Raw genomic sequence first — 18,533 nt, 5'->3', positions numbered from 1 at the left:
AGCGAACCATGAAAGCGGCCGCGGGCAGGGGCAGCTCAGCGTTCGCGGGTCGCGCGGATCGCGGCTTCGATCCGGAGGCCCGTCCCCACGAGCCGCCCCGCCTGAGCCTGCGCCCCTTCGCCTCGATCATGCAAGGAGTCCGGCCAGGCCGAGGCCGAGAACCACCAGCAGGACCGCCAGAACGGCCACGCCGTACACGAACCGTGCACCGGCCGCGTCCCCGGCGACGCCCGGTCAGGGGTTGGTGGGCCAGTACTCGTCGCGGAGGAGGCGTTTGTAGAGCTTGCCGGTGGGGTGGCGGGGGAGTTCGGCGCGGAAGTCGATCGACTTGGGGCACTTGTAGTGGGCGAGGTGGGCGCGGCAGTAGGCGATGAGCTCCGCCTCCAGCCCCGGTCCCGCGTCCTCGGCCGTGACGGGCTCCACCACGGCCTTGACCTGCTCGCCCATCTCCTCGTCCGGGATGCCGAAGACCGCCACGTCGGCGACCTTGGGGTGCAGCGCCAGGACGTTCTCGGCCTCCTGCGGGTAGATGTTCACCCCGCCCGAGATGATCATGTATGAGCGACGGTCGGTGAGGTAGAGGAAGCCGTCCTCGTCGAGGTGGCCGATGTCGCCGAGGGTGGTCCAGCCGCGTCCCTTCGGGTCCTGGACGGAGCGGGTCTTGTCGGGGTCGCCGTGGTACTCGAAGCGGACGCCGCTCTCGAAGTAGACGGTGCCGCGCTCGCCAGGGGGCAGTTCCTCGCCGTCCTCGTCGAGGATGTGGACGGTGCCGAGCAGCGAGCGCCCGACGGTGCCCTTGTGCCGGAGCCAGTCCTCTGAGTTGACGTACAGGAAGCCGTTGCCCTCGGTTCCCGCGTAGTACTCGTGGATGATCGGCCCCCACCAGGCGATCATCTGCTCCTTCACCGGCACCGGGCACGGCGCGGCGGCGTGGATCGCGCACCGCAGCGACGAGACGTCGTACGCCTTCCTGGTCTCCTCGGGCAGCTTGAGCATCTTGATGAACATGGTCGGGACTAGCTGGGTGTGCGTCACCCGGTACTTCTCGACGAGTTCCAGGTACCTCTCGGGGTCGAAGCGCTCCATGACGACGACGGTCGCGCCGAGCCGCTGGAACGACATGCAGTAGCGCAGCGGGGCGGCGTGGTAGAGCGGCGCGGGCGAGAGGTAGACGCTGTCGCCGGACGGCGCGAACAGCCCCTGGATGAACCTGACCAGGAAGCCGGGCTTGGTGAGCGGTTCGTACGACAGGGCGGGTTTGACGCCTTTCGGCCGGCCGGTGGTGCCGGAGGAGTAGAGCATGTCCACGCCCTGGCACTCGTCGGCGATGGGGGTGGCGGGCTGGGCGGCGACGGCCTCCTCGTACGACTCGAAGCCGTCGGCGACGCCGTCCAGCATGAGGCGGCGCTCGACGCGGGGCGTGGCGGCGGTGACGGAGGTGGCGACGTCGGCGAGGTCGGCGCTGGTGATGAAGATCCGGGCGCCGCAGTTGTCGACGACGTAGGCAAGCTCGTCGGTCTGCAGCCGCGAGCTGATCGCGGTGTAGTACAGGCCGGACCGGTGGGCGGCCCAGGCGACGGACAGGAAGAGCGGGTGGTTGGCCAGCATGAAGGCGACGTGGTCGCCCGGCCGCAGCCCGGCGGCGCGGAACAGGTGGGCCAGCCGGTTCGACTCCTCGTCGAGCTCGCGGTACGTGATGACCCGGCCGGAGCCCGCCATGATCACAGCGGGCTTGTCGGGGGTGGCTGCTGCGATGGCTCCCGGATACATGAACCGAACACTATTCGGCCGCTTCACGGTACGCCAGGACCGGAGAACGCGAACGCCCCCTCCGGGGTCCGGAGGGGGCGTTGGCGGCGGGGCGTCAGAACGCCGGGATGACGGAGCCCTGGTACTTCTGGTTGATGAAGTCCTTGACCTTCGGGTCCTGCAGGAGCTTGCCGAGGGTCACGATGTTCGGGTCCTTCTCGTGTCCCTGGCGCACGACCAGGCCGTTCACGTACGGGTTCGCCTCGGTCTTCTCCAGCGCCAGCGCCTCGCTCGCCGGCTTGAGCCCGGCCTCGATGGCGTAGTTGCCGTTGATGACGGCGGCGTCCACGTCCTCCAGGGTGCGCGGCAGCTGCGCCGCCTCGACCGGCTTGAACTGCAGGTTCTTGGGGTTCTCGACGACGTCGCGCTCGGTCGCCGCGGTGCCCGCGCCGTCCTTGAGCTTGACGACGCCGTTGTCGGCGAGCAGCTTCAGCGCGCGGCCGAGGTTGGTGGCGTCGTTCGGGACGGCCACGGTGGCGCCGGAGGCCAGCGCGCCCAGGGACGTGATCTTCTTGCTGTACAGGCCGAGCGGCTCCAGGTGCACGGGGGTGAGGAAGCTCAGCTTGGTGCCCTTGGAGGCGTTGAAGTCGTCCAGGTACGGCTTGTGCTGGAAGAAGTTGGCGTCCAGCTCTCCCTCGTCGAGCTGCACGTTCGGCTGCACGTAGTCGGTGAACTCGACGATCTCCAGCTTCAGCCCGGCGGCGGGGGCCAGGTTGTCCTTGACGAACTTCAGGATCTCCGCGTGCGGCACCGGGCTGGCGCCCACCTTCAGCACGGCGTCCGCGGGCTTCTCCGCGGGCTTGTCGGACGTCGCGGACTGCGACGTTCCGCATGCGGCGAGCGACAGCGCCAGCGTGACAGCACCCAAGATGCGGCTGATTCTCATGATTTTTCCTTTACTTGTGGGACAACCGCCGGGCGACGCGGTCGCCCAGGCTCTGCAGAAGCTGCACGATGACGATGAGCAGCACGACGGTGACGATCATCAGCGCCGTCTCGAAGCGCTGGTATCCGTAGCGGACGGCCAGGTCGCCGAGCCCGCCGCCGCCCAGCGTGCCGGCCATCGCGGAGTAGCCGATGAGCGCGACGACCGTGACGGTCAGGCCGGCGACCAGGCCGGGCAGCGCCTCCGGCAGCAGGACCTTGCGGACGACGGCCAGCCGGCTCGCGCCCATCGCCTGGGCCGCCTGCACCACGTCAGGGCCGACCTCCCTCAGCGCCGTCTCCACCAGGCGGGCGAAGAACGGCACCGCGCCGACCGTCAGCGGCACCACGAACGCGGCCGTGCCGACCGTGGTGCCCGCCACCAGCCGCGTGAACGGGGTGATGGCGATCATGAGTACGATGAACGGCAGGGACCTGCCGCTGTTGACGAGGAAGCCGAGCACGGACTTCAGCGCGGGCATCGGGCGCAGCCCGCCCCGGTCGAGCACGACCAGCGCCACGCCGAGCGGCAGCCCGAACAGCACGGTGAAGAGTGTCGACCAGGCCACCATGACGGCCGACTCCCCCGACGCCTGCCACAGCAGCGGCGCCATCTCGTCCCAGGTCACTGGGCCACCTCCACGAGCAGGCCGGCGGAGCTCAGGTGGGCGACGGCCGCCTGCGACTCCGCGCCGGTGATGGACACGCGCAGACGCCCGACCGCGCCGCCCGCCAGCTCCTCGATCGCGCCGCCGAGGATGCTCACGTCCACGTCGAACTTGCGCACGACCTCCGACACGAGCGACCGGCCGGGGTCGCCGGTGAACGTCAGGGTCACCGAGCCGGGCGGAGGCGGCTCGGGCAGCGGGAAGATCTCCCTGGTCAGGCGGGAGCCGGGCGTCCTGACCAGGTCGGCGATGGCGCCCGACTCCTCGATCCGGCCGCTGGACATGATGGCGACGGAGTCGCAGACGCTCTTGACGACGTTCATCTCGTGCGTGATGAGCAGGATCGTCAGGCCCAGCTCGGCGTTGAGCCGCTTGAGCAGCGACAGGATGGACTGCGTGGTGGCCGGGTCGAGCGCCGAGGTGGCCTCGTCCGAGAGCAGGACCGACGGGTTGCCCGCGAGCGCCCTGGCGATGCCGACGCGCTGCTTCTGGCCGCCGGACAGCTGGTGCGGCCTGGCGCCGGCGCGGCCGCCGAGCCCGACGAGGTCGAGCAGCTCGGCCACGCGGCGCCGCCGCTCGGCGCGGGGCACGCCCATGACCTCCAGGGGGAAGGCGACGTTGCCCGCCACGGTGCGCGAGGACAGCAGCGCGAAGTGCTGGTGGATCATGCCGATGCGCTGCCTGGCCCGGTTCAGCTCGCGGTCGCGCAGCGCGGTGAGGTCCTGGCCGGCGACGGTGACGGTGCCCGCGTCGGGGCGTTCGAGCAGGTTGACGCAGCGCAGCAGCGTGCTCTTGCCGGCGCCGCTCTGCCCGAGCACGCCGAAGATCTCACCTTCGCGTACGTGCAGGTCGACGCCGTCGAGCGCGACGGTCTCGCCGTACTGCTTGCGCAGGCCGGAAGCCTGGATCACCACATACCCCACGACTGAGGGCGGCCGCGCCGCGACCGCCGGGTTCGGACATCACCGGACGGGAAGGCGAGGCGTGGTCTAGCGCGTGCCGGGGTGGAAGGGCAGGTGGCTGAGCCTGCGCAGCACGAAATGCGGTGCGATCATGGGGGACCTTCGAGGAGAGCGGGCGGGGTCGGGTGCTAGCGGGCCGTCATGACGGACATTCGCCCCATGCAACACAGACACCCCATACGCGGACGACGACGACCACACCGATGGGCGTTCATGCCGGTCGCGTACTCCTCGTTCACGACGGTGCTAACGGCGGCTTCAGATCCCCTTATTCCCGACTCGTTCCGTGACCTGTGTCACGTGACCGCCCGCCTGACGATACATCGGCCCCGCCGACGGTCGCCGCACCCTCGTCCGCCCGGCCGGGGCCACGGCCACGGCTGGAGCGCCTGCTGCTCGACGACCCCGGCCACCCCTGACAGCGCGGCTCCCCCGACCCCTGACAGCGCGGTTCCCCCCACCGCGGCTGAGCGCGGTGGGGGGAGCCGGACGGCGCGCGGGTCAGGCCGCGACCGTCGAGGACACCTGAGCCGGGGCGAGGGCGATGTCGAGGACCTCGCGCACGTCGCTGACCGGGTGGATGGTCAGCTCATTGCGCACCGCCTCGGGCACGTCGTCCAGGTCCGGCTCGTTGCGGGCCGGGATGAGCACCGTGGTGATGCCCGCCCGGTGCGCGGCGAGCAGCTTCTGCTTCACGCCGCCGATGGGCAGCACCCGGCCGGTCAGCGAGATCTCGCCGGTCATGGCGACGTCCGAGCGGACCAGGCGGCCCGACAGGAGCGAGGCCAGCGCGGTCGTGAGCGTCACGCCCGCCGAGGGGCCGTCCTTCGGGACGGCGCCCGCGGGGAAGTGGACGTGCACCATGCGGTCCTTCAGCGCGGTGACGGGCAGCTCCAGCTCCGCGCCGTGGGAGCGCAGGTAGGACAGCGCGATCCGCGCGGACTCCTTCATCACGTCGCCGAGCTGCCCGGTGAGCGTGAGCCCTGTGTCGCCCGTCTCCGGGTCGGCCAGCGACGCCTCCACGTACAGGACGTCGCCGCCCGCGCCCGTCACCGCCAGGCCGGTCGCCACGCCGGGCACCGAGGTGCGCTGCTTCGACTCCGGCAGCGACGACTCGGGCACGAACCTCGGCCGTCCGAGGTACTCGACCAGGGTGTCGGCGGACACGGTCACCGGCACGTCGTCCTTGGCGGCCGCCTTGCGCATGATCCTGGCGATCGAGCGCTCCAGCGACCGGACCCCGGCCTCCCTGGTGTACTCGGTGGCCATCCTGCGCAGCGCGTCCTCCTCGACGACGACCTCGCCCTCGGCGAAGCCGGCCAGCGAGAGCTGCTTGGGCACCAGGTGGTCACGGGCGATGGCGACCTTCTCGTCCTCGGTGTAGCCGTCGAGCGTGACGACCTCCATGCGGTCGAGCAGCGGCCCGGGGATGGCCTCCAGGACGTTGGCCGTGGCGAGGAAGAGCACGTCCGACAGGTCGAGCTCGACCTCCAGGTAGTGGTCGCGGAACGTGTGGTTCTGCGCCGGGTCGAGCACCTCCAGCAGCGCCGCCGTGGGGTCGCCGCGGTAGTCGGCGCCGACCTTGTCGACCTCGTCGAGCAGGACGACCGGGTTCATCGAGCCCGCCTCGCGGATCGCGCGGACGATGCGGCCTGGCAGCGCGCCGACGTAGGTGCGCCGGTGCCCGCGGATCTCCGCCTCGTCGCGGACGCCGCCCAGCGCCACCCTGACGAACTTGCGCCCCATGGCGCGGGCCACCGACTCGCCCAGCGAGGTCTTGCCGACGCCGGGAGGGCCGGCCAGGGCGAGCACGGCGCCGCTGCGGCGGCCGCCCACCACGCCGAGGCCCTTCTCCTGGCGGCGCCTGCGCACGGCCAGGTGCTCGATGACGCGGTCCTTCACGTCGTCGAGGCCGGTGTGGTCGGCGTTCAGCACGGCACGCGCGCCGTCGATGTCGTAGTTGTCCTCGGTGCGGACGTTCCACGGCAGGTCGAGGACGGTGTCGAGCCAGGTGCGGATCCAGCCGGTCTCGGGCGACTGCTCGGAGGTGCGCTCCAGCTTGTCGACCTCCTTGAGCGCGGCCTCGCGCACCTTCTCCGGCAGGTCGGCGGCCTCGACACGGGCCCGGTAGTCCTCCTCCTCGGACTCGGCCGTGTCGCCGTTGAGCTCCTTCAGCTCCTTGCGGACCGCCGCGAGCTGCTGACGCAGCAGGAACTCGCGCTGCTGCTTCTCCATGCCCTCCTGGACGTCCTTGCGGATCGTCTCGGCGACGTCCAGCTCGGCGAGGTGCTCGCGCGACCACTCGATCAGCTTGGCCAGCCGGTCGGCCGGGTCGGGGGACTCCAGCAGCTCCACCTTCTGCGCGGTGGACAGCCACGGGGTGTAGCCGGAGCTGTCGGCCAGCACCGACGGGTCGTCGAGCTGGTTGACCTGGTCGATCACCTGCCAGGCGCCGCGCTTCTGCAAGATCGTGGTGGCCAGGCCCTTGTACTCCTTGGCCAGCTCCTGGGCGCGCTCCCCGGCGGGCACGGGGTCGACCGCGATGGCCTCGACCCACAGGGCGGCGCCGGGCCCGGTCGTGCCGGTGCCGACGCGCGCCCGGCCGACGCCGCGGACCACGGCGGCGGGCTCGCCGCCGGGAAGCCTCCCCACCTGCTCGACGACGGCCTGGACGCCGACGGCGCCGTAGCGGCCGTCGATCCGGGGAACGAGGAGGACCCGCGGCTTGTTGCCACCGGATGCGCGTGCGGCGTCGATCGCGGCCCGCACCTCGGAGTCGGACAGGTCCAGCGGGACCACCATGCCCGGCAGGACCACCGCGTCGTCCAGCGGCAGGACCGGGAGGGTCAGGCTCTCACTCATGCGAACTCCAAAGGGTTGAGTTATACCGACTCAATTCATTGGAGCCCGGCGTTGTTCCCAAGTCTGCCTGTGTTCGCTCAGGGCGATCGTAATGGTGTAAGCACTACCTGAGGGGGATCGGCGGGATCAGACCCCGGTCCGATGCCGGGAGGCGGGCTCGCTCGTAGGCTTGGCGTCGTGATCACCCCGCAGCACGAGCCCGGTCCCGGGAGCGGCGCGCGCCCCGCCCGGCGGCGCGGCGCGGGAGCAGCGGGTGCGGGCGGGCGCCGGCCTCGCCGGCCCTGGCGGCACCGGCCGGTGACGGTGCGCGGCGTCGCGGCGGCGATCGTGGCGCCCTTCGCGCTCGCGCTGTACGCCGCCGCCCCCGACCCGCCGCCGCCCGCGAGCCGCCTGACGTTCCGGGTGCCGCGCTTCCTGCGCGTGCTGCCGTTCGGCACCTTCCACCTGGTCCAGGTCGCCGACACCCTCCTGGCCGCGATCCTCTTCGCCTCGACCGTCAACCTGCTGGCCGGCTGGTTCGGGAGCTCCCCCGCCCGCTTCGACGCGCCCCACCCCCTGCTGCTCGCGTACGCGGCGGCCGCTGGGTGCGCCCTGCCCCTCGTCCTGCGCCACCGCGGGCCGCTCGCCGCCTGGCGCCTGGCGGCCGCGCTGCTGCCCCTCGTCCTGTGGGTCACCGCCACCGCGCGAGACACGCCCCGCGACGCGCCGTACCCCGTCACGGCGATCCTCATGTACCTCCTCGTCCTGTACTCCGCCGCCGCCCGGGCCCCCGGCGGCGCCTCACTCGGCATCTGGGTCATCACCGTCCTGACCGCCTGGATCGTCCACCCCGGTTCGGGGCCGCTGGTCGCCGTGGTCACCGGCGGGGTCGTGCTGTTCGGCCACAACGTACGGGCGCGGCGCCTGGCCACCGCCAGGCTCGTCGAGGAGGAACGCCGCACCCGGCAGGCCGAGGGCGCCCAGATGGTGCTGGAGGAGCGGGCCAGGATCGCCCGCGAGCTGCACGACGTCGTCGCCCACCACCTGTCCGTCATCGCGATCCAGGCCGAGGCGGTGCCGATGCAGGCGTCCGGCGACCCGGCCGTGCTGGAGGCGGGGCTCGGCGGCATCAGGCGCCTGTCGCTGGAGGCCATCGCCGAGCTGCGCCAGGTCCTGGGCGTCCTGCGCGACCAGCACGGCCGCACCGACACCGCGCCGCAGCCCGGGCTCGACCGCCTCGACGAGCTGGTCGCCCACGCCCGCTCGGCGGGCCTGTCCGTACGGGTCGGGCGGTCCGGCGCGCTCGAGGGGCTGCCGCCCGCGGTCAGCCTGTCGGCGTACCGGATCGTGCAGGAGTCGCTGAGCAACGCGATGCGCCACGCGCCGGGCAGCGACGTCGCCGTGGGCATCGCCCGCGACGCCCGCAGCGTGCGCCTGCGCGTCGTGAACGGGCCCGGCTCGCGTTCCGGGTCCGGTCCCGGCGCCGGGCACGGCCTCGTCGGCATGCGCGAACGCGTCGCGCTGCTCGGCGGCGCGCTCGACGCGGGGCCGCTCCCGCGCGGGGGGTTCGAGGTGCACGCCGTGCTGCCGGTCCAGGGTTCGGCCGGGGGTTCCGCCGGTTCCGCCGCTTCCGCCGGTTCGGCCGAGGAGAGGGAGAGCGCTTGATCAGGGTGCTGATAGCCGACGACCAGGGGATGGTGCGCACCGGGTTCACCGTCTTCCTGAGCAGCCAGCCCGACATCGAGGTGGCCGGCGAGGCGGCCGACGGGCGCGAGGCGCTGCTGCGCGCCGCCGAGCTGCGCCCCGACGTGGTGCTCATGGACATCCGCATGCCGGTCATGAACGGGCTCGAAGCCACCAGGGAGCTGCTGTCCGGCCGCCACGGGCCGGCGCCGAGGGTGCTCATCCTGACCACGTTCGACCTCGACGACTACGTCTACGAGGCGCTGCGCGCGGGCGCCAGTGGGTTCCTGCTCAAGGACGCGTCCGCGGCCCAGCTCGCCGAGGCGGTGCGGGTCGTGGCGGCGGGCGACGCGCTCATCTCTCCCGGCGTCACCAGGCGGCTCATCGACGAGTTCGCCAGGATGGGCGGGCCCCGTCCCCCCGTCAGGCGCGCCGAGGGGCTGACCGAGCGCGAGACCGAGGTGCTCACGCTGATGGCGCAGGCGCTGTCGAACCAGGAGATCGCCGCACGGCTGGTGGTGGCGGAGCAGACGGTCAAGACGCACGTGGGGCGGGTGCTCAGCAAGCTGGGGCTGCGCGACCGGGCGCAGGCCATCGTGTACGCGTACGAGACGGGCCTCGTGCGTCCCGGCGGCTGACGGGCCGGGGCGTGGGGCATTCCCCGGGCGACCGCCGGGTCGTACAGTCGGCTGATGAACCCGGTCGATCTCTTCCACGACGTGGCGCGCACGGTTCCCGCCTATCGGGCGTTCCTGGCGGAGAACCACATCGATCCCGCCAACGTCCGGACATTTCAGGATTTCGTACGGCTGCCCATGACCACCAAGGAGGGCTACACCCGCCGCCACCCCCTGCCCCAGCTGTGCCGGCACGGCGTGATGGGCGACATCATCGCGGTGTCGTCCGGCTCGACCGGCGTGCCGTCGTTCTGGCCGCGCTCGGCCTCCGACGAGCGGATGATCGCCGACCGCTTCGAGGAGGTGTTCCGCGGCACCTTCTCCGCGCACGAACGCCGCACCCTGGCCGTCGTCTGCTTCTCCCTCGGCACCTGGGTGGGCGGCCTGTTCACGCTCAACTGCTGCCGCCACCTCGCCGAACGCGGCTACCCCATCACCGCCGTCGCGCCCGGCACCAACCGCAGGGAGATCCGCCGCATCCTCCCCGAGCTCGCGCCCTACTTCGACCAGGTCGTCCTGATGGGCTACCCGCCGTACCTGAAGAACGTCATCGACACCGAGGACCTCCCCTGGCACGAGTGGAACGTGAAGATCGTCACGGCGGGCGAGGTGTTCAGCGAGGAGTGGCGCGCCCTGGTCGCCGCGCGCGCCGGGATCGACGACCCCGTCCACGGCATCGCCTCCCTGTACGGCACCGCCGACGCCGGGATCCTCGGCAACGAGACCCCGCTGTCGATCGAGATCCGCCACTTCCTGGCGGAACGTCCCGACACCGCCAAGGAACTGTTCGGCGAGCCCCGGCTGCCCACCCTCGTCCAGTACGACCCGGACATCCGCTTCTTCGAGGAGCACGAGGGCACGCTGCTGTTCTCCGGCGACAACGGGGTGCCGCTGATCCGCTACCACATCGCCGACGAGGGCGGCGTCGTCCCGTACGACGAGATGCTGGCCTTCGTGCGCGGACACGGCTTCGAGCCCTCCACGTCCAGCCCGGAACGTCCCTTCGTGTATGTCTTCGGCCGCTCCCACGACATCGTGTCCTACTACGGGGCGAACGTGTACCCGGAGAACGTCGCGGTCGGCCTGGAGCAGCCCCAGGTCAGCGGGCTGGTGACCGGCAAGTTCGTGACGGAGGTGGTGAAGGACACCCGCCACGACCCGCACCTCATGGTGACGGTGGAGCTGATGCCCGGCGAGAAGCCGTCCGACGAGATCGCGCACACCATTGGCGAGTCCATCCTCGGGCAGTTGCTGCGGCTGAACAGCGAGTTCGCCGCGTACGTGCCGCCGCGCCAGCAGACGCCCCTCATCCGGCTCCGCGAATCCGGCGACCCCGACTACTTCCCGCCGGGCGCCAAACACCGCTACACCCGCTGACCTCGGCGCCCGCGCCCGCCTGCCACTACCCCCCGCGACCCAGGCCGCCGCCCCAGCCCCGCCTCACATCACCCAGGCGCAGCCCAGGCCGCTGCCCCGACCCCGCCTCTACCTCACAGCACTCAGCCCAGGCCGCTGACCACTGCCCCGGTGACCCGCAGCCAGCACCGCTGCCCGGACTTCTCGACGCGCCCCCTCACCACCTGGGGCCGGCCGGATCACGCCCAGGGCAGACGGCGTCACCCCCCGGTATGACAGAGAAGTTCAGACCGTGCGGTGACGCGGGTGACAGGGCCGCTTCCGTAGGTTCTGGCGCATGCTGAAGAAGCTCGCGATCACCACCGTCCTGGCGGGCGCCGCCGTCGTCCTGATGACTCCCGCCCAGGCGTCCGGGCGGATGATCAAGGTGTACGGCGCCGACCTGGCCTCGGCCGACCGGGTGGCCGTCATCGTGCCCGGCGCCGACACCACGGCGGCGACGTTCGAGAACAGCGCGAGACGTCCGGGCGGCGCCGCCCGAGCGCTGCTGGCCCAGGCTGCCAGGCTCTCCCCGGGCACCCGGCTGGCGGTGGTCGCGTGGCTGGGCTACGACGCGCCTGCCACGTGGAGCTTCGGCGCGCTCACCTCCAGCGCGGCCGTCGAGGGCGCCCGCGAGCTCCGCCGGACGGTGCACGACCTGCGCCGGCACACGGCCGCGCCCATCGCGCTGCTCTGCCACAGCTACGGCTCGGTCCTGTGCGCCGCCGCCGCGCCGGGCCTGCCCGTCTCCGACCTGGCGGTCTTCGGCAGCCCGGGCCTCGGCGGGGCCCGCACCGCCGCCGACCTCGCCGGCTCCCCCGCCGAGCAGCGTTCCTCGGGCGACCGCCCGCCGGCCACGACCGGCTCGCGCATCGACGCCCGCGCCGCTCTCACCGCATCGGCCGGCACGCCCCGAAGGGCCGTCGCAGCCGCCACCGGAGCAGCCGTACAAGGAAGCGCCCTCAGGGTGTGGGCGGCCCGGGGGCAGAACGACTGGATCCGGTTCGTCCCGCACACCAGGATCGGCCCGGTCGGCTTCGGCACCGACCCGATGAGCCCGGGCTTCGGAGCACGCCACTTCGACGCGGGAGCAGGCGGCCACAGCGACTACTTCACCCCCGGCACCCCTTCCTTACGCAACCTCACCTGGATCACCCTCGGCCACCCCACCAAGGTGACCGCCGCACCCAGAACCCCGTAGCCACCCCACCAAGGCGACCGCCTGGAGACGGGCGCCCGGGCTCGGGGTGTGGTTCGTTCCGGACAAGCCGGTCGTGGCCTTGGCCGCGTCGATCGGACCGAAGACGGCGCGAGCGCACAACAGGCGCTACCACATGTCCGCTTCGATGAACGCCTGGGAAAGGTCGCCGTCACGGAGGGCTTCGGTGGGAATGACGAACAGCACGGCTCCTCCTTCGGAGAACTCCCACTCTCCGAGGTTGCTGGAGATCCGGAGCAGGTGGGTGTGCCCGTCCGACGAGAGCTGGTCGGTGTTCAGCAGCCACCCGAAGGCCTGATCGTCGTGCATGGCCGCCGGATAGTAGCCCTCGCCCGGAGGCCACGCGTCGAACCACTCCGGTCCCAGAACACTCTCTTCGGGATCCCCCAGGCTGCGAAGGTCGGGCCCTGGGTCGAGGCCGAACTCCTCGATGAGCTGCTCCAGGCTCGCGTCGGCAGGGACGTTCGGCAACCCGAGGCAGGGGTCGGCGTGCAGCGGCACCGGCGTGAAGCCGTCCGCCACCGGCGACGGCCCCGAGACCTCCGTGGCACGGGCCGGATCAGCGGGAACGACGCGGCAGTAGGCGGGATCCTGGTGATCGACATAGCGGTGCTCGAAGCCGTGGGGGATCGCGTAGTGACAGAAGAAGTTGAGCAGACCGAACCGGCGGGGCAGCGAGTCCCCAAGCCACGGCGCCAGCGCGTCGACGTCCAGGACGGCGAACAGAGTGAGCGGTAGATCATCGTCGTACATCGGCCACGGCGTTCCCGGGTCCATCAGGGCGGGGCCGCCCAGACGGCATCGTCCCGTCGCCGGCCGGTTCTCACTGGCGGGCTCCAGGCCGAATCCGGGTCTGGCAAGCGCGGCCACCTGGGGCCCGAGATGATCTCCCAGGCGTTCGACGCACACCTCGCGGATGCGCGTCAGTTCGGTTTGCTGGTTCACCTGATCCAGCCAAGCATCCATCGCCGACAAAATCTGGATCTTGACCGGATTCCGCTCGCCGCCCACCCCGGAGACGACGGCCGACCTGCCTCCGCTGCTCCCGGTGTTCTCCAACCACGACGGTCGACCTTCTCGACGTCCAGCCGCGCCCACTCCGCGGCCCACTGCTCGTGAAGCTCAGCGATCCGCTGCCGCTCCCGGTCAGCCGCCGCGCCGGCTCCTCCTGCAACGACCCCGAGCGTCACCACCGCCTCGCCCACCTGCGCCGCGACATCCCGGAGGGGGCGCACCCAGCGGGACCTCCTAGCCTCTGGCCAGACTGATACGCCAACGAGCCGCACCCGCGGCACAAAGAGTGGCACCACCGGCCGCCATGAGGACTATCGCTGGAATCCTCACGAGGTTACGAACGTCCACGCATCCCACCGCGCTGTTCTGTTCCACCAAGGTGGCGAATGGGGAAGGAGACTCGCCGGGCATGGCCTGGACGAAAGCCGACCCGCATCCTTCTCCGCCCGAGGTGACCGGGAGCAGGCCGGTGAGAGCACCCGAGCCGATCAGCAGGAAAGCCGCGAACGCCAACGCCCTGGCACTCATGCGAAAGTCCCCTTCACGTCCAGCTCGGCCCCAACGGATCATGCCATGCTGAACTCCGTTCCGGGAACGGCACGGGAGCGGCGAGATACCACGGCCGTCGAGCTACGCGTGGCGGGCGGCGAAGGCCAGCGTGCCGTCGGCCAGCGTGCCTTCGGCCAGCGTGCCTTCGGCCAGCGTGCCGTCGGCCAGCGTGCCGTCGGCAACCGCCCGGCGGCCACGACGCCGCGCAGCGTCGGCGTCGGCGTCGGCGTCGGCGTCGGCGGCAGGCCACCAGGTCGTGGCGCGGGTCCGACGCCTGCTGGAACCATCGGTGGCAACGCCAAGAAGCTGCGCTTCGCCAACACGACGCAGAACGCCCGCGGTGGGCTCGGACGGCGACACAGCCGGCTCGGAGCCGAACGTCGGCCGCGACTCCTCGGACGACACCAGCGGCTGAAGCCTGACCGCTTACCGGATGCCAGGGACATCTGCACGCCCGGTGGATCCAGATGGAGTCGTCGGGTCCACTGGGCCATGGCTGGCTGGGCCGTAACAGGGTTCGACGACAGCGAGACCGAGTACCGCGTCCGGCCTGGGAGGCGAGGCCCATCGGTACGGTGACGCCCGGCTGTCGCCTCCCCACCGCTGACCCCGACCTGCAGGCCGCCGAGGACGACCGGCCGAGGGCGGGCGTCGCAGGCGCCGCTACTGCCGGGACGGCGCCACGGTAGTCGGCGCGCTTCTTCGCAGGACTTGGATCTGCGGACAGTCGTCCACGGCCGAACCGGATGCGGTGCTGACGTTGCGGAATGGCCACCTCACCAGACGCGCCACCGAGATCATCCTCACGCTCACGTCGGTGCGCCTTGTCTGGGCGCACATCCCCTTGGGCGCACACTCCCCCGGGGCTCGACACCCACGGTGGCAAAGGACGCCGAGCCCACGCCGGGGGCTCAGACGCGGCGCAGACCGCCAGTCGTACCAGTACTCACCGCAGAAGGCGCACGCACCAGGACCTCCACACCCAGAGGACAAGAAAAGCGCCGCACCCGGGCCAGGGCAGCACGGACACGGCGGACACCGCCCGTGCCCGCCCCAGGAAATGCGCACATCAGGGCGTGCACACCCCAGACGACAAGAAAGCGCCGCACCCGGGCCAGGGCGACACGGACACGACGCACACCACCCCCGCCCGCCCCAGGAAATGCGCACATCAGCGCGTGCACACCCAGACGACAAGAAAGACGCCGCACCCGGGCCAGGGCGACACGGACACGACGCACACCACCCCCGCCCGCCCCAGGAAATGCGCACATCAGCGCGTGCACACCCAGACGACAAGAAAGACGCCGCACCCGGGCCAGGGCGACACGGACACGACGCACACCACCCCCGCCCGCCCCAGGAAATGCGCACATCAGGGCGTGCACACTCCAGGCGGCGAGAAAGACGCCGCGCCCGGGCCGGGGTGGCTCGGGCGCGGCGCAGATTGCCGGGTGTCGGTGCGCGGCCGGGTGGTGCACCGGTCCGGTGGTGTCCACCCCAAGTGTCGGTGTGTTCCCCGGGCAGTGCCCGCCCCGCATGGTGGCCGCCCCGGGTAATGCCCACCTCGGGTGGTGGCCGCACCGCATGGTGGCCGCCCCCGGTAGTGGCTTCCCCGGGTAGTGGCCGCCCCAGGTGGTGGCCGCCTCGAAGAGGTGGCCACCATGCGGGGTGGTCCGCCAGAGAACTGGTCGCCTCAAGGGTCGTCCCTCAAAGGGTGGTCGCCACAAGGGGCGATCCCACGAAGAGGTGGTCCTTCGAAGAGGTGGTTCCTCGGAGGGGTGGTCCTTCGGAGGGGTGGTTGTGGTTGGGTGGTCTTGAGGGGGTCAGCGGGTGGCGCCGGCTTCCCACTTCGGGGCGCCGTACTGGTAGGCGCCGAGGCTGGGGACGGGGTCGGTCGAGCCGTCGTTGACGCCGGGCAGCGGGATCGCCGCGTTGCGGGCGGGTGAGGGCTCCGACAGGCGGTAGTCGTGCTTGGCGGCGTCCACGAACAGCGGGTCGACGCCGTCGGGCAGGTTGTTGGACAGCACCATGCCGCCGTTGGTGGCGTCCTTGATGCCGCGGATGGGGCCGATGTTGTTGTAGACCTTGGTGCCGGTCGAGTTGCCCGGCTCCTTGACGTAGAACATCGTCATGCCGCCGGTGTTGTTGTAGACGCCGTTGTTCTTGGAGCCGCCGCCGAGGCCGTTCAGCATGACGGTGCCCTCGGGGTTGCCCCAGCCGACGTTGTTGGCGATGACGATGTTGCTCTGGCCGTTGTCGGCGTAGACGCCGGTGACCCCGAACGACGTGGCGCCCTTCTTCGGCGTGGGGTCGTGCAGGACGTTGTGGTGGATCTGGGTGCCGAGCATGTCGGAGCCGCAGCAGGTGTAGATCGCCGCGGTGTCGAGGCTCAGGCGCGCGTAGTCGGAGATGTCGTTGTACGCGATGTGGTCGGGGCCGGGGGTGCCGCCGATGGCGGTGTCCCACTGCAGGTTGATGCCGCTGCGGCCGACCCGGTACATGGTGTTGTGCGTGATGGTCTGGCTGTTGCCCTGCACGGCGACGGGGGCGGCGTAGGTGCCGAGGTAGTTGACGTCGTGGATGACGTTGTTGGAGACGGTGTTGCGCTGTCCGCGCAGCGCGATGCCGTTGCCGGCGCTGAGCGACAGGTCGCTGTTGACGACCTGGTTGTCGGTGCCGTTGACGACGATGCCGGTGTCGGCGACGCCGCGGGTCACGGTCGAGCCGCAGTCGGCGGCGCCGCGGGTGATGTCGGTGTAGTGGGAGAGGTACTTGGCGGTGATCCCGTCGATGACGACGTGGCTGCTGCCCACGCCGGTCTCGATGGTGGAGGCGAACAGGTTGACCCCGGCGATCGTGGTGTGGCCGACGTTGCGCAGGTCGAAGGCGAGCTTGCGGGTCTTGGCCTCGATGACGTGCAGGTTGGGGTTGTCCTCGCTGTAGAGGTAGAGGCGCTTGCCGGCGGGGTCGTAGAACCAGGTGCCGGGGTGCGCGAGCTCGCCGATCTTGCCGGAGAGCGCGTAGCGGGTGTCCTTGGGCACGATCTTGTGGCTGCAGGGCGGCGCCACGTCGAGGGTGACGGAGCCGACCTCGGAGCTCTTCACGGTGCCGGTGGCGGTGATGAACCAGTAGTTCGTCTGGGCGCGGGCGCCGTTCCAGTACCCGGCGGGGCGGGTCAGCGCGGGGTCGACGATGGTGGCGGCCGCGCTGCCGGCGGCGGCGTACTGCACCGCCGGGTCGAGCAGGTCGAGGCCGGGGTACGGCCACTGGGCCTCGATGTTCATCTTCTTGTCGGTGAACGTCTGCACGGTGGTGACGTCGGTTCCGAGGTCGGCGGCGGTGCTGTAGACGTGGCCCGCCTCGACGGCCTGGCTGAAGGGCGAGTCGAGCGCGTACGGGTCGGTCTGGGCGATGCGCTGCACGTCGTCGCCGGTGAGGCGGGCCCAGCCGCGCAGCCGGGTCGTACCGCTCAGCGTCACTTTCGCGCCGGGGAAGGCCCGGTAGGTGATGGGTTTGCCCTCGGTGCCCGAGCGGGCGGGCACGACGGTTTCCTCGTAGGTGCCTCCCATGATGAGGCAGGTGTCGCCGGGCACCATGACGTCGGCGCACTGCTGGATGTGGCGGTACGGCGCCACGGTGGAGCGCCCGTTGGACGACTCCCTGCCCCAGGGCGCGACGTAGTAGGTGGCGCCGCCGTCGGCCCCGTCGGCGGTGTCGGCGGCGGCCGGGGGGACGGCCGCGGCGACGCCGCACACCGACGCGATCAGCACGGCCGCGACCGGCCGCCAGTTACCTAACACTTCATTTCCTCCCTCTTCCGTCCATGACGGATGTGTGGCTGAAGGCATGACGGCCTGACGGCGCGGCCACCTGGGGGCGGCGCCGTGGCGTGGGGGCGGTTCAGCCCTTGACCGCGCCGACCGTCAGGCCGCTGATGATGTGGCGCTGCATGTAGACGAAGAAGATGATCACCGGCGCCACGGCGAGCAGCAGGTTCGGGAAGACCTTCGTCAGGTCCGTGGAGTACTGGCTGATCCCCGCGTAGATCGCCGTCGTCACCGTGTACCGCCCCGAGCCGGGGCTGAGCAGGATCTGCGGGCTGACGAAGTCGTTCCAGATGCCGATGGAGTTGAGGATCAGCACGGTCACGACGGCGGGCCGCATCAGCGGGAAGATGATCGTCCAGAAGGTACGCAGCCTCCCGGCGCCGTCGATCATCGCCGCCTGGTCGATCGCCGGCGGGATCGTCCTGATGAACCCGACGAACAGGAAGATGCTCACCGGGAGCGTCGAGGCGACGTCGTGCGCCACCAGGCCGGTCACGGTGTTGGCCAGGCCGACGGAGCGCAGCACGTAGATCACCGGGATGATCAGGGCCGCGCCCGGGATGAACGTGCCGGCGAGGAAGTACAGCAGCAGCAGCTGGGTGCGCCGCTTGAGGCTGCGCGCGATCGCGTAGGCGGCGGGTCCCGCCATGACGATGCACAGGATGTCCACGACGACGACGAGGAACAGGGTGAACCCGTAGCCGCCGATCACGTTGTACTGGGGGCTGCTGACGGCGTTGCCGAGGTACTCGAGCGTCAGATTGCCCAGGGGCAGCGAGAACGGGCTGCCGAGGATGTCCTCCTGCGTCTTGAAGCTGTTGACCACCAGCAGGTAGATGGGCACGGTCATGGCCAGGAAGAGCAGGGCCAGCATGACCGGGCGCACCACCGGCCGCCGGGGGCGGCGCGGCTCGCGCGCCGCCGTGCGCCCGCGTTCGGTTTCCGCGTGTACGACCATCACC

The 18,533-nt window shown here is 71.2% G+C and carries 13 protein-coding genes; 4 read left to right on the top strand and 9 right to left on the bottom strand.

Annotation, left to right across the window (positions count from 1 at the left end; all coding sequences use genetic code 11):
* Window positions 1-234: 234 nt before the first annotated feature.
* The 5 genes from BMX74_RS24545 to lon all read right to left on the bottom strand — a co-directional run bounded on the left by BMX74_RS24545 (window position 235) and on the right by lon (window position 7,225).
* A complete protein-coding gene (locus tag BMX74_RS24545) occupies window positions 235-1,770 on the bottom strand; it encodes an AMP-binding protein (RefSeq protein WP_055502808.1) in 1,536 nt (511 codons plus the stop codon).
* A 94-nt stretch (window positions 1,771-1,864) separates the two neighbouring features.
* Window positions 1,865-2,695 (bottom strand): MetQ/NlpA family ABC transporter substrate-binding protein, encoded by an 831-nt coding sequence (locus BMX74_RS24540; RefSeq protein ID WP_055502809.1) that lies wholly within the window; start codon window positions 2,693-2,695, stop codon window positions 1,865-1,867.
* 10 nt (window positions 2,696-2,705) lie between these two features.
* A complete protein-coding gene (locus tag BMX74_RS24535; protein WP_177227495.1) occupies window positions 2,706-3,362 on the bottom strand; it encodes a methionine ABC transporter permease in 657 nt (218 codons plus the stop codon).
* On the bottom strand, window positions 3,359-4,312 hold the full coding sequence (locus tag BMX74_RS24530) for a methionine ABC transporter ATP-binding protein (RefSeq protein WP_055503990.1): 954 nt from the start codon (window positions 4,310-4,312) through the stop codon (window positions 3,359-3,361). The genes BMX74_RS24535 and BMX74_RS24530 overlap by 4 nt, the downstream gene beginning before the upstream one ends.
* Before the next feature lie 552 nt (window positions 4,313-4,864).
* On the bottom strand, window positions 4,865-7,225 hold the full coding sequence (gene lon, locus BMX74_RS24525; RefSeq protein ID WP_055502810.1) for an endopeptidase La: 2,361 nt from the start codon (window positions 7,223-7,225) through the stop codon (window positions 4,865-4,867).
* Between the two features lie 177 nt (window positions 7,226-7,402).
* Between lon and BMX74_RS24520 the strand changes: the two genes are divergently transcribed.
* The 4 genes from BMX74_RS24520 (at window position 7,403) to BMX74_RS24505 (ending at window position 12,160) form a co-directional block, all read left to right on the top strand.
* The gene (locus tag BMX74_RS24520; RefSeq protein WP_177227493.1) at window positions 7,403-8,869 is read left to right on the top strand and encodes a sensor histidine kinase; all 1,467 of its coding nucleotides are present in this window, start codon (window positions 7,403-7,405) and stop codon (window positions 8,867-8,869) included.
* Complete coding sequence (locus BMX74_RS24515) at window positions 8,866-9,525, top strand: response regulator (protein ID WP_055502812.1); 660 nt, start codon at window positions 8,866-8,868, stop codon at window positions 9,523-9,525. The genes BMX74_RS24520 and BMX74_RS24515 overlap by 4 nt, the downstream gene beginning before the upstream one ends.
* A 54-nt stretch (window positions 9,526-9,579) precedes the next feature.
* The gene (locus BMX74_RS24510; protein ID WP_091103060.1) at window positions 9,580-10,941 is read left to right on the top strand and encodes a phenylacetate--CoA ligase family protein; all 1,362 of its coding nucleotides are present in this window, start codon (window positions 9,580-9,582) and stop codon (window positions 10,939-10,941) included.
* Window positions 10,942-11,257: 316 nt separating this feature from the next.
* Complete coding sequence (locus BMX74_RS24505; protein ID WP_091103058.1) at window positions 11,258-12,160, top strand: alpha/beta hydrolase; 903 nt, start codon at window positions 11,258-11,260, stop codon at window positions 12,158-12,160.
* Window positions 12,161-12,286: 126 nt separating this feature from the next.
* Here the strand turns inward: BMX74_RS24505 and BMX74_RS24500 are convergent, their stop codons facing one another.
* The 4 genes from BMX74_RS24500 to BMX74_RS24485 form a co-directional block, all read right to left on the bottom strand.
* The gene (locus BMX74_RS24500) at window positions 12,287-13,189 is read right to left on the bottom strand and encodes a DUF1963 domain-containing protein (protein ID WP_091103057.1); all 903 of its coding nucleotides are present in this window, start codon (window positions 13,187-13,189) and stop codon (window positions 12,287-12,289) included.
* Between the two features lie 633 nt (window positions 13,190-13,822).
* On the bottom strand, window positions 13,823-14,146 hold the full coding sequence (locus BMX74_RS24495) for a hypothetical protein (RefSeq protein ID WP_091103055.1): 324 nt from the start codon (window positions 14,144-14,146) through the stop codon (window positions 13,823-13,825).
* A gap of 1,421 nt (window positions 14,147-15,567) precedes the next feature.
* Entirely contained in the window at window positions 15,568-17,544 is a 1,977-nt protein-coding gene (locus BMX74_RS24490; protein ID WP_218154030.1) for a right-handed parallel beta-helix repeat-containing protein, read from the bottom strand.
* 100 nt (window positions 17,545-17,644) lie between these two features.
* Window positions 17,645-18,529 carry a carbohydrate ABC transporter permease gene (locus BMX74_RS24485; protein WP_082534826.1) on the bottom strand — a complete coding sequence of 295 codons (885 nt, stop codon included), beginning with the start codon at window positions 18,527-18,529 and terminating at the stop codon, window positions 17,645-17,647.
* Window positions 18,530-18,533: the final 4 nt, after the last annotated feature.

It is taken from the genome of Nonomuraea pusilla (genome assembly GCF_900109355.1).
Classification (GTDB): domain Bacteria; phylum Actinomycetota; class Actinomycetes; order Streptosporangiales; family Streptosporangiaceae; genus Nonomuraea; species Nonomuraea pusilla.
Note: the sequence above shows the minus strand (reverse complement) of the source record. Positions and strands in the feature narration are given on the sequence as shown.

What these genes read in the sequence shown, in the direction of transcription:
- BMX74_RS24505 (WP_091103058.1), top strand. Translation starts at nt 11,258, where the DNA reads ATGCTGAAGAAGCTCGCGATCACCACCGTCCTGGCGGGCGCCGCCGTC.
- lon (WP_055502810.1), bottom strand. Translation starts at nt 7,225, where the DNA reads ATGAGTGAGAGCCTGACCCTCCCGGTCCTGCCGCTGGACGACGCGGTG.
- BMX74_RS24540 (WP_055502809.1), bottom strand. Translation starts at nt 2,695, where the DNA reads ATGAGAATCAGCCGCATCTTGGGTGCTGTCACGCTGGCGCTGTCGCTC.
- BMX74_RS24485 (WP_082534826.1), bottom strand. Translation starts at nt 18,529, where the DNA reads ATGGTCGTACACGCGGAAACCGAACGCGGGCGCACGGCGGCGCGCGAG.
- BMX74_RS24545 (WP_055502808.1), bottom strand. Translation starts at nt 1,770, where the DNA reads ATGTATCCGGGAGCCATCGCAGCAGCCACCCCCGACAAGCCCGCTGTG.
- BMX74_RS24510 (WP_091103060.1), top strand. Translation starts at nt 9,580, where the DNA reads ATGAACCCGGTCGATCTCTTCCACGACGTGGCGCGCACGGTTCCCGCC.